The following is a 1,371-nucleotide window of genomic DNA, read 5'->3' on the forward strand; positions in this document are numbered from 1 at the left end:
GAGACGGAGATCCGAGATCAGATGGAGGAAGAAGGAGTGGGCCTTACTTCTCCGGAACCAACTGAAAAGGAATATAAAAAGAAATACGAGTTAGCTATGAAATTATTGGGTGAAAAGGAATTAGAAGTTGCCGTATTAAAAGATGCATTAAAAAAAAACGAACCTTAGATGATTTCATTCAGGTGGCAGATAAATGGATTTCTAGAGGGTTCTTCACCAAACGAATTCTGGATATATTAGAAATTAACCGGTCTACCTATTATGCAAGGAAAAAAGAAAATAAGGTACGAGAAATAGTTAAAAGGGGTAGACCGATTCAAGGATATTCCATGCATAAAGATGGAAACAAGATTCCAGATGAACAAATAGAAGAATATTTGATGGAGTTTTTCTTTGATGACAATATGGGTGCATTAGGATATAGAAAGTGGACTGCATTACTTAGGGATGAAAAGAATTTAGTCATCAATCCAAAAAAAGTTTATCGTTTGTGTAAAGAATTAGATATTTTAAAAGAAAGAATTACGAAGCAGCCTAAACATCCTAGAAGGCTGGCTAGAAATCGCATAGTAACAGGGCCAAATCAACTATGGCAAGTAGATATTAAGTATGGAAATATTGTCAATACATCTTATTTTGTTTTTGTGTGTTGTGCCATTGATGTTTTTGATCGAAAAATAGTTGGATTTTATAGAGGAACTACCTGTCGAACAAAACATATCACATCCATGATTAATAAAGCTTTAATTAAAAGAAAGGTCCATTTTAAAGATGGTGAATTTGATGATAAACTTATCATTCGAACCGATAATGGTCCACAGTTTGTGAGTGAAAAGTTTGGAGACTTTTGTCAGTATCAAAAAATTCATCATGAACGAATACCTAATAAAACGCCCAATATGAATGCCTATATTGAATCCTTTCATAGTCAATTACAAAGAGAATGTTTTAATAGGCATACCTTTCACTTTTATGAAGAAGCATATTATTACATTGATGATTATATTCATTTTTATAATAACAAGCGACCGCATGGAAGCTTGAATAATCAAACACCAGAGAAATTCAACCAACTTGCGTCAGAAGCCAAAATTCCGAATATGGAAATAAGTCTTTAAGAAAGGCGGGTCCAGAATTTAAGGGTAAAACGGATTGAACTTTACTTGGAGAAGGTGGGTGTGATAGCCTGTTTGGGAATCGAAATGTTTATACCCTTTCGACCTTCGAAAACGAATCATACCCACCAGAGGCTCCAAGTCAAGTGAAATCCATCTAATATGCGTAGAGTAAAGGAATTTCCAATATACTTTAGGAATTCTAAGAAAAACAAAGAAATATCCAGTTAGTGTCCGGAATAAGGGGGCCTAGCCG

1 protein-coding gene is annotated in these 1,371 nt (G+C 34.6%); it reads left to right on the plus strand.

Going from position 1 to position 1,371, the window contains the following annotated elements; all coding sequences use genetic code 11:
* The first annotated feature begins 182 nt into the window (after nt 1–182).
* On the plus strand, nt 183–1,118 hold the full coding sequence (locus tag KM885_RS17730) for an IS3 family transposase (protein WP_052771767.1): 936 nt from the start codon (nt 183–185) through the stop codon (nt 1,116–1,118).
* Nucleotides 1,119–1,371: the final 253 nt, after the last annotated feature.

The sequence above is a fragment of the Oceanobacillus caeni genome, from assembly GCF_019037185.1.
In the GTDB taxonomy this organism is placed as follows: domain Bacteria; phylum Bacillota; class Bacilli; order Bacillales; family Amphibacillaceae; genus Oceanobacillus; species Oceanobacillus caeni.